The sequence below is a fragment of the Gulosibacter macacae genome (assembly GCF_003865375.1).
Classification (GTDB): domain Bacteria; phylum Actinomycetota; class Actinomycetes; order Actinomycetales; family Microbacteriaceae; genus Gulosibacter; species Gulosibacter macacae.
Genome location: NZ_RQVS01000006.1, coordinates 180,626 through 189,579, shown reverse-complemented (window position 1 = coordinate 189,579; position 8,954 = coordinate 180,626). Strand labels below are relative to the sequence as shown.

General features: G+C 64.7%; 9 protein-coding genes. 2 read left to right on the top strand and 7 right to left on the bottom strand.

Annotated features, from left to right (window positions below; translation table 11 throughout):
* Positions 1-28: 28 nt before the first annotated feature.
* From EG850_RS06665 to EG850_RS06650, 4 genes are all read right to left on the bottom strand, one after another.
* The gene (locus EG850_RS06665) at positions 29-445 is read right to left on the bottom strand and encodes a hypothetical protein (protein ID WP_124971780.1); all 417 of its coding nucleotides are present in this window, start codon (positions 443-445) and stop codon (positions 29-31) included.
* A gap of 75 nt (positions 446-520) precedes the next feature.
* Positions 521-1,849: a hypothetical protein gene (locus tag EG850_RS06660; protein ID WP_124971778.1), complete on the bottom strand. Its 1,329-nt coding sequence runs from the start codon at positions 1,847-1,849 to the stop codon at positions 521-523.
* Between the two features lie 170 nt (positions 1,850-2,019).
* The gene (locus EG850_RS06655; RefSeq protein ID WP_185714972.1) at positions 2,020-2,601 is read right to left on the bottom strand and encodes a 1-acyl-sn-glycerol-3-phosphate acyltransferase; all 582 of its coding nucleotides are present in this window, start codon (positions 2,599-2,601) and stop codon (positions 2,020-2,022) included.
* Positions 2,602-2,686: 85 nt separating this feature from the next.
* Positions 2,687-3,493, bottom strand: a complete 807-nt coding sequence (locus tag EG850_RS06650) for a CPBP family intramembrane glutamic endopeptidase (RefSeq protein ID WP_124971776.1) — start codon at positions 3,491-3,493, stop codon at positions 2,687-2,689.
* Positions 3,494-3,612: 119 nt separating this feature from the next.
* Here EG850_RS06650 and EG850_RS06645 point away from each other — a divergent pair, with 119 nt between their 5' ends.
* Together EG850_RS06645 and EG850_RS06640 are read left to right on the top strand one after the other, a co-directional pair.
* The gene (locus tag EG850_RS06645) at positions 3,613-5,199 is read left to right on the top strand and encodes a sensor histidine kinase (protein ID WP_124971774.1); all 1,587 of its coding nucleotides are present in this window, start codon (positions 3,613-3,615) and stop codon (positions 5,197-5,199) included.
* A gap of 30 nt (positions 5,200-5,229) precedes the next feature.
* Positions 5,230-5,904, top strand: a complete 675-nt coding sequence (locus EG850_RS06640) for a response regulator transcription factor (protein WP_124971772.1) — start codon at positions 5,230-5,232, stop codon at positions 5,902-5,904.
* A gap of 51 nt (positions 5,905-5,955) precedes the next feature.
* On the opposite strand, the gene EG850_RS06635 is transcribed toward EG850_RS06640, so the two are convergent.
* The 3 genes from EG850_RS06635 to EG850_RS06625 form a co-directional block, all read right to left on the bottom strand.
* Complete coding sequence (locus EG850_RS06635) at positions 5,956-6,396, bottom strand: hypothetical protein (protein WP_124971770.1); 441 nt, start codon at positions 6,394-6,396, stop codon at positions 5,956-5,958.
* Between the two features lie 136 nt (positions 6,397-6,532).
* Positions 6,533-7,723 carry an MFS transporter gene (locus EG850_RS06630; RefSeq protein WP_124971768.1) on the bottom strand — a complete coding sequence of 397 codons (1,191 nt, stop codon included), beginning with the start codon at positions 7,721-7,723 and terminating at the stop codon, positions 6,533-6,535.
* Positions 7,724-7,837: 114 nt separating this feature from the next.
* Positions 7,838-8,875: an FUSC family protein gene (locus EG850_RS06625; protein WP_124971766.1), complete on the bottom strand. Its 1,038-nt coding sequence runs from the start codon at positions 8,873-8,875 to the stop codon at positions 7,838-7,840.
* Positions 8,876-8,954: the final 79 nt, after the last annotated feature.

Below are 8,954 nucleotides of genomic sequence, written 5' to 3'. Positions count from 1 at the left end.
GAACCGAAACCGTGTCCACGATCAAGGGTCAAGGCCCGTGTCCGTCGGCCGCCGTGAGCTGCTTGAGCGCGATGCAGTGGCGGGCAGTCTCACTCCAGGTGCCTTCCTGGTCCATCTCTTCGGTGAACCTATCCGAAAGGCCGGTCTGTGTCAGCGAATTGAAGCCTGGCACGTCACTCGTCCCGGCAAACCACGGGAAGTCATTGAGCGATACGCAGGACCAGTCCGCGCCGTCCCAGGCCGTCCACGCCAAGCCCTCATACGTGCCACCGGGAAGTGTGCTCTGCGGATCATCAGACCCGATCTCACCCAGCCACATGTCGGCAATCGCAGCCACGCCAATGGTCCCAAAATAGGCGCTCTGTGCGCTGGCCACGGTCGGCGCTGCAATGAGCGCCGCAACAGCCAATCCAAGAGCACTCAGCACCGAAATGAATTGTTTCATCAGTAATGACCCCTCGTAGAAATCGAAACGTGCGGGTGATGACGAGTCGCCACCACCCGCACGTGTCAGGTGTTGTTATTCACTTGCTCGACGGCGCAGCAGAATGAGCGCACTGGGAGCGAGGATGGCAGCGCCCGCAAGGCCAATCGGCACGAACTCACCCGCACCGGTCGCCGCGAGGTTGCCAGCTGCGACGGGCTTCGTCGTCTCGACGGGCGTGGCCGTCGGAGTCCCGCCCCCTGCCGGGGGCACCGGCACCACGGTCTCGGTCGGCGTCGTCGGCGTCGGCTCTTCCGTCTCGATCTTCGGGTTCACGAGCGTGAGCGTCGTCGAAAGGTTGACGACGGTGTGGCTGTTCGTCACGGTCCAGTCGCCGGTCGGGTCTTCCCAGCCGGCAGCGATGGCGTTCTCGACGGTCCAGCCGCCTGGGCCCAGGCACACCGTGGTCATGCCGGGCTGGATCTCGTAACCTGCGGGGGCTTCGGTCTCGGCAATGTGGATGCAGTGCTCAATGGGAGCATTCGGCCCCCAAGTGCTAGCACGCATCGGGATGTCCACATGGAACTGGTCAGCAGCGCCGGCAGTGAAGAGCGACGGCGGCGTGTCGCCGTAGTCATCGGCCATCGGCTCCCGTTCGAACCAGCTGTAGTCATTCAGGCTCTCGCACTGCCAGTTCTGCTCGCCGTCCCGACGCGTGCAGCTCTCGCCGACAAAGTGTCCACCGGGAAGCAGGTTGCCGAGTTCGTCGACCTTGCGAAAGACGACGTAGCCGATCCTCGGGCCACTGTCATCGGTGAGCGGAATCTCAGCTGGGGTGGGTTCGATCGGCGAAGTGCCGACCTTGTTCACGATCTGGAGCACGGTCGACTTCACACCGTCGACCTCGGTGTTGGTGGCGGTCCAGCCGCCGTCGCCAGAGGCAACCTGGCCGTCAGGCATGGTGTAGGTGAAGCCGGCGGCCTGCGCGTTCTCAGCAGTCCAACCGCCGGGGCCAGCACAAGCTGCCATCGGCTCGGTGCTGCCGACATAGCCAGCGGGCGCATAGGTCTGCTGCAGCACGATGCAGTGCTGACTCGGCTCAGCCCAGGTGCCTTCCATATCCATCACGCGCGTGAACTTGTTTGAAACGCCCGATTTGCGCAGCGAGTCGAAGCTCGGCGCGTCGTTGGTGCGCTGGAACCACTCGTATTCGTTCAGGTCGATGCAGGTCCAGTCAGGGTCATTGTTGAAGCGGGTACACGAAAGCCCCGCGTAGGCACCACCGGGCAGCAAGTCACCGGCCTCGTCGACCGACTTGAACTCGATCGTGCCGCAATCGGCACTCGCGTTGGCGGCAGTCGGCACGGAGCCGAAGGCCAGAACTGCGAGTGCCACGGTGGCGATTACCGAACGAATTCGCCCCATCGGGTACGCCTCAGATCAGAACAGTTGTGTGCATACGTTCCAGCACGGCCGGACTGTACCGACCATCCAGCTGAAAACATCCTGAATAGAGGCTATGCAATTGCTCTACCGACGTCGAGACATCCCAAAGTTTGGATGCATCCAGACTTTGCGCACATCAGAACGCAGCGTCACTCGTGGTCTGAGTCTTCGCTCGCCAATCGTGGCTCGGTTCGACGATCTGGATGCACGCCACGCTTGTCTGCGTAGAAAGCCCGGATGCAATCCATATCGGCCGAGACATCACCGGTGAGCTTGATGGTCGGACCGAGACCGGTCGTACGGGTCGCTGCATCCACAAACCCGAGTGTCACGGGCATCCCAGTGGCCATCGCGATGCGATAAAAACCGCTGCGCCAACCATCGCCCGAGCGGGTGCCTTCGGGCGTGACTACAAGCGCGAAGTCGGGCTCCGTGAGCGCTTGCGCCACCACCGCATCAACGAGCCCGGCCGGATTCTTGCGGTCAACGGGGATGCCGCCAAGCGCGCGCATGATGGGCCCACGCCAGCTGCGGAAGAGCTCTTGCTTGCCGAGCCAGCGCACCTTGAGCCGTGCATCCCAGGCAATGGCGAGCATGTAGACGAAGTCCCAATTCGAGGTGTGCGGCGCACCAATGAGGATGCGCGAGCCGGTCACTCGCGGTTGCTCGCGCACGAGAGGGTAGCGGCTCACTCGCCACCACAGCCAGGCGATGGCGCTACGAATCGGCATGGCGGGGCGCGCTGAGGGAGTCACGTTGACAACGCTAGTTGAAGGTGTGGGATGGGGGCCCTTCGAGAGGCTCAGAACACGACGGTCAGTAGATAAACCAGGCGAACCACTCGCGGTTGTGGGCGTGCACGATCACGAGGAACACCACGAGGTCAAAGAGCAGATGCACGCAGATGACATAGGTGAGCGAGCGGGTCTTCTGGAAGATCCACCCCTGCACGAGCGCGAATACTGAGGTCATGACCGGACCCCAGGAGCGATAGCCAAGTTCCCATAGGAACGACACGAACACGATCGCCTGCAACACATTCGCCGTCCACATCGGGAAGTGCCGGCGATAGAGCGCAAAGATCGTGCAGATAAAGAAGAGTTCATCCCAAATACCGACCGCGCTCACGCCAATGAGCAAACGCGCCACCTCGTGCCATTCGTGCACCGCCGGCCAATTCAGGTACGACTCGGAACGAATGAAATAGAAGGGCAGGATGAGCCAGCCGAGCACCAGCACCGCCACAAGCCAGGCGCGCTCAAGTCGTGACCACGGCTCGCCACGGCGCAGCGGGAACCGAATTGTGCGCTCGCCCCACCAGCGGTCAAGCAGAAACGGCACCCCGACGGCCGCCGTGAGCACTGCCCCCATGACGACGATGTTCCACCAGTCGAGGTTCGCTTCCATCGGCCACGAACTCACGATCACGAGCCCGGCGCCGATGATCGCGAGATCCCGACCGAGCGCCCGCGAGTGCGCAAAACCACCGGCAACACCGACGGCAAGCAAGAGGTAACCCCACGGGTTGAGGAACGCGAAGAGCACGGTCGCCGAAAGCGACACCGCGAGCGCCGGCACCACACCCCAATGGATGCTCGGCTCTGGCCTCGTTAGTGAGCTCACGGGTCAATTCTGCCCACCTTCGCCTGGCTGTGCTCACAAGCGCGGTGCGCCGCGGATGTCAGAATGGGCAGGCGACCAGGCTGCGGCACCTCCTCGCCGCTGCCACCGAGGAGGTGACGATGCCGCATCCGATGCCTGCCGAGCCTGCCGCATCCGAGACCACAGCACCCTCCCCAGCACGTGCCACCGCAGGCGACGATCGCTCGCTCGCCACCCGCCTCGGCACCGTGCGTGCCCGCGTCATCCTCGCCCTCACCGTGCTCACCGCGCTCACCCTGGTCATCACCGGTGCCATCGACTATTTCGTCGACCGCCGCAGCCTCGATGACCACTGGAACACCTCGCTCGAGCGTGCCTACGCCGAAGTGCACACGCTCGCGACCACCGGCGTCGATCCGGCCACCGGTGAGCCCTTCGCCGACGCCGATAGTCTCGTGCGGCTCGCGCTGCAGCGCACGGTGCCCGAGCCTGATGAGGGACTCGTCGGCATTGTCGCGGGCGACCTGCGCTGGCTCGCCCCCGACTCAGTGCCGCTGCGCCTCGAGGCCGATTCTGAACTCATCCGCCAGGCGCTCCTGCTCACCCAAGAACCGCGCTCGATTCGCACCACGGTCACCACGAGCAAGACGAGCTATCGCCTCGCGGTGATCCCAGTGTCGCTCGATGCGAACAGCCCGCCGGCCGCGCTCGTCGTTGCCTTCGATCAGAACCCCGGCTACGACGAACTCCTCCGGCACCTCCTGATCCGCCTCGCCATTGGCGCGCTCGTGCTCGCGATCGCCGCGGCGGTCACCTGGCTCATCATTGGCCGCATCCTCTCGCCCCTCACGACCGCGCGCCGCACTGCAGAACGCATCGGCGGCAGTGACCTGACCCAGCGCATCCCGGTTGAAGGCAACGACGATCTCGCGCGCCTGCTCGAGACCTTCAACAGCATGCTCGATCGCCTCGAGCAAGCCTTTGCGAGCCAACGCGAGCTGCTCGATGATGTGAGTCACGAGTTGCGCACGCCGCTCACGATCGTGCAGGGGCACCTCGAACTCATGGATGCGGATGATCCCGACGATGTGCTCGCGACCCGCGATCTTGTGCTCGATGAGTTGAGCCGGATGGAGCGGCTCGTCGCCGATCTCATCACCCTCGCCAAGGCCGACCGTCCCGACTTCCTGCATCGAGCGCCGACTCCGATCGACGAGTTGCTTGACGATGTGCTCGATAAGTCACGGCCACTTGGCGACCGCGATTGGCAGATTGATGCCCGTCCGCAGCTCACGCTCGACGTCGACCAGCAGCGACTCACGCAGGCGCTCATCCAGTTCGTCGGCAATTCGGTGAAGCACACCGAGGTCGGTGACACGATCGCGCTCGGCGCGGAGCTCGATCCTTCGGCGAAGCACGTGCACCTCTGGGTGCGCGATAGCGGCGCGGGTATTCCACCCGAGCAGCAGGAGCGCATCTTTGGTCGCTTCGAGCAGGCTGATGGCTCGCAATCAAACACGGATGCGGTCTCAGGTCCACTTATCGGCATGGGACTTGGCCTCGGCCTTTCGATTGTCGCGTCAATTGCGCGCGCCCACGGCGGGCACGTCACGGTCGATTCGACGCTCGGCGAGGGATCGACGTTCACGCTCGTGCTCCCGGCGCTGCGTCCCGACCTTGATCCGCATATTTACCAGCTCGGCACGCTGACACCCGAGCAGCCCTGACCGCTCGGCCGAACTGACCGCAAGGAACCAATGACGAACATCCTCATCATCGAAGACGAAGCCCGCATTGCCGCGTTCATCACCAAGGGGCTCAAGGCGAACGGCCATGCCTCAACCGCCGTCGGCACCGGCAACGAAGGGATCGATCTTGCCGCCTCAGACGCCTTCGACCTCATCGTGCTCGACATCGGACTACCCGATCTCGACGGATTCAGCGTGCTCGACACGATCCGCGGCATGGGCGTGCGCACGCCCGTCATCATCCTCACCGCCCGCAGCTCGGTGAGCGATACGGTGCACGGTCTCGAAACCGGCGCCGATGACTATATGGCCACGCCCTTCCGCTTCGAAGAGTTGCTTGCCCGCATCCGGTTGCGTTTGCGCGTACAGGCAGGCGATGGGGCGGATGCAGCGGGCGAGCCGACCGTGCTCACGCACGACGATCTCTCCCTCGATCTGCGGACGCATCGGGCCACGGTCGCCGGACGAGAGATTGACCTGTCTGCGCGGGAATTTGCGCTCGCGCAGGAGTTCCTGCGGCATCCGGGGCAGGCTCTCACCCGCGAGCAATTGCTTTCGCGGGTGTGGGGCTACGACTTTGACCCGGCGTCGAACGTCGTTGATGTGTACGTGCGGTATTTGCGCCGCAAGCTCGGCACCGATCGCATTGAAACGGTGCGCGGCGTGGGCTACCGGCTGGTGTGAGTCACACCGGCGGGCCACACGCCGCGCACCGCGGGTGATGGCGACTAGGGCTTAGTCGTCGTCATCGTCCCAATCGTCATCGTCGTCATCATCGTCGTCATCATCCCAGTCGTCGTCGTCGGACGACCCGCCGCCGCCTGAGGAGCCGCCACCAGAGCCGCCCGCGTTCGGGTTCGCCGGGACGGGGTTCGCCGGGGGTACGACCGCGGCACCACCGAGCTGCCCGCCAGCGCCGCCCGGGTTCGACTGTTCACTCGGCTTCGGCGTGGCCGTGGGTGTCGGCGTGGCCGTCGGCGTCGCGGTGGTCGTGGGATTCGGCGAGCTCGTTGACGGCGCCGGAATCGGAGTACTCGTCGTCGACACCTGGGTGTTGATGTAGATCGGGTCGCCGATGACATCGTCGGTCTGCGCGAGCGAAGCACCCACAGCAATCGTCGCGGCACTCGTCACCGCCGCGGCGGAGATGAGGAGAATGGCCAGCGTCTTTCGCACGGGAGCCTCGTTTCAATCGCAAGTTCAGCAGTGGTGAGTGGGCACGGTCTACGCACCCTTCGCATCCGAAGTTACGAACGGGCCAGGAGACCGCAGTGACATGAAGATGAGAACACTCTCATCTTCATCCCGCTCGTTACGAGTGCCGTTCTTCGGCGATCGTGCGATTCGTTCCAGCAAACCAACCCGAGACGCCAAGCACCAGCGTGAGCCCAAACACGAGCCAGAGCACCGAGTTCCACGTGTCGGTGACCTGGAACATCCAGCCCGCGACGAAGGGGCCGGCCGCGGCGAGCATGTAGCCGACCGATTGCGCCATGCCCGAGAGTCGTGCGGCTTCGGCCGTTGAGCCCGCCCGCTCGCCGATGAGGGCGAGCGCGACCGGCAGAGTGATGCCGGCGATGAGACCCATGATCACGGTCCACAGCGGCATGAGGCCCGGCACCATGATCGCCCCAAGCACCGGGAGCACTCCCGCGATGCCGGCGGTTGCCGCGAGCGGCCGGTGGTCGCGCACCCGCTGCATGAGCGCCGTCGCGAAGAAGCCGAACGGCACACCAACGATTTGTGAGAGCGCGAAGTGCAGGCCAGCATCCACTTCAGAGATGCCGACCGATTGTTCGATCGTGGGAATCCAGTTGCCGACGATGTAGAAGATCGTCGACTGCATCCCCATGTAGAACGTGACGGCCCAGGCGAGCGGTGAGCTCCAGAGTCGGGATGCAACCGATGGGGCGACTGCGGCAGTGCCAGCCTCGGGGGTGGCGCGGCGGATGCGAAGAATGGTCGCGATGGCGGCAACAATCACGATCGGGAGTGAGGCCGCGAGCGCGATGCGCCAATCGCCGGTGGCAACCGCGATCGGGGTGGCGAGGGCGACAAAACCGGCGGCCGAGCCAACGAGGAGCGCCGAGTAGATGCCGGTGACGAACGAAACCCGCTCGGGGAAGCGTTGCTTCACGACCGCGGGCATGAGCACGTTGAGGGCCGCGATGCCGGCGCCGACGAGGGCCGTGCCACTCCAAAGCGCCCAGGCTCCGGGGATGAGGCGCAGGGCGATGCCGATGCCGAGCACAACAAGCGCGAGCAGCGTGAACCTTGCGTAACCGAGGTGGCGCGCGGGTCTCGCCACGAACGCCGAGATGAGGCCGAACGCGAGCACCGGCACTGAGGCGAGGCCACCGAGTTGCGCCGATGAGAGCTGCAGGTCTTCGCCAATGCGCTGCGCGAGCGGACCGAACGACACGATCGCCGGACGCATGCACATCGCGGTGAGGAGTACGGCGACGAGCGCCCCAACCTTGTCGCTGGTCCAGTAGCCGCGCATGCCGTCCTCTCTCGCCGATGCGATCGGTCAGCTTCCGCGCATCCCAGCAAATTCGAATCATGCCACGCGCTGGGCCGGTTGGTGCAATTGGTGCGTGCTGAGGCGCTGGAAGCGCTACGGGTTCTCCCCGAGCAAAATCTCCCGCACCCGCCGCACATCCTCGGTCAGCGACCCAATGAGAATCCAGTTCTCACTGCGCGGCGGCCGAAGTTCGAGCGGGGCAGTGAGCGCGGGAATCGCCGAGGTGATCGGATCGGGATCAACTTCGGCGATGTAGACGACCAGGCGCACATCATGGGATGCACGGTGCAGCTGATCGGCGATCGCGAGCGCCGACAGTTCGTGCGGCACCGACTCGTTGTGGTGATCGAGCACCGCCCGGGTCATGCCGACGACCCGTCGCACGATTGGCGCGAGCACATCATCGAGCAGGGTCTGCATCGTGGCGAGCTCTTCGCGATGCCGCGAGCGCCGCGGATTCATCGCGAGCGAATCGCGGCCGTCGGCGATCGCGGCTTTGGCGGCCGCCTCCATCGGACGAAGCAACCGTGCTTCGATCATGAGCCCCTGCAGTTCAGCCGAAGTCTGCGGGGTGGTGAGCGCGGTGGCAAGCCGGTCGAGGTGGGCCGAGAGTTCGCTACCGAGGAGTTCGAGCTTTTGGCGGGCAGGTTCGATGCGCACGGGCGGCACGATGAGTGCGTTGATGATGATGCCGATGGCGCAACCAATGAGGGTTTCGAGGATGCGGTCAAGAGCGTAGTGGTCGGAGGTGCCACCAAGCGCGAGCACGAGCATTGCGCTAATTGCCATTTGGTTGGTGGTGCCGGGGGTGACTTTGAGGAGCCAGGCGGCAATGAGCGCGACCCCGATTGCGACGAGCACGACCCAGCTGGTATTGCCGAAGACTGCGCCGAGCGCGGCGGCGATGACCACGCCGAGCACGACGCCGATCGAACGCTCGATGCCACGCTCAAACGATTGGTTCACGCTCGGGAGCACGACGAGAATGGCGGCGATCGCGGCGAAGATCGGGGTGGGTACGCCAAGCAAGAACACGGCGGCGAACCACGAGAGGGCGATTGCGAGCGCGGTCTTGGCGACTTGGAGGAGTGGCCCTCGCGTTGCTGCCCGAAATGCCACGAGAAATCGCATGTGCCCCAGCCTACGTCGCGGGCAAGGGTCTCGATCTGTCGCTGCGCGCCTCCGCTTCGCGGGCCACCTGAGCGCACAC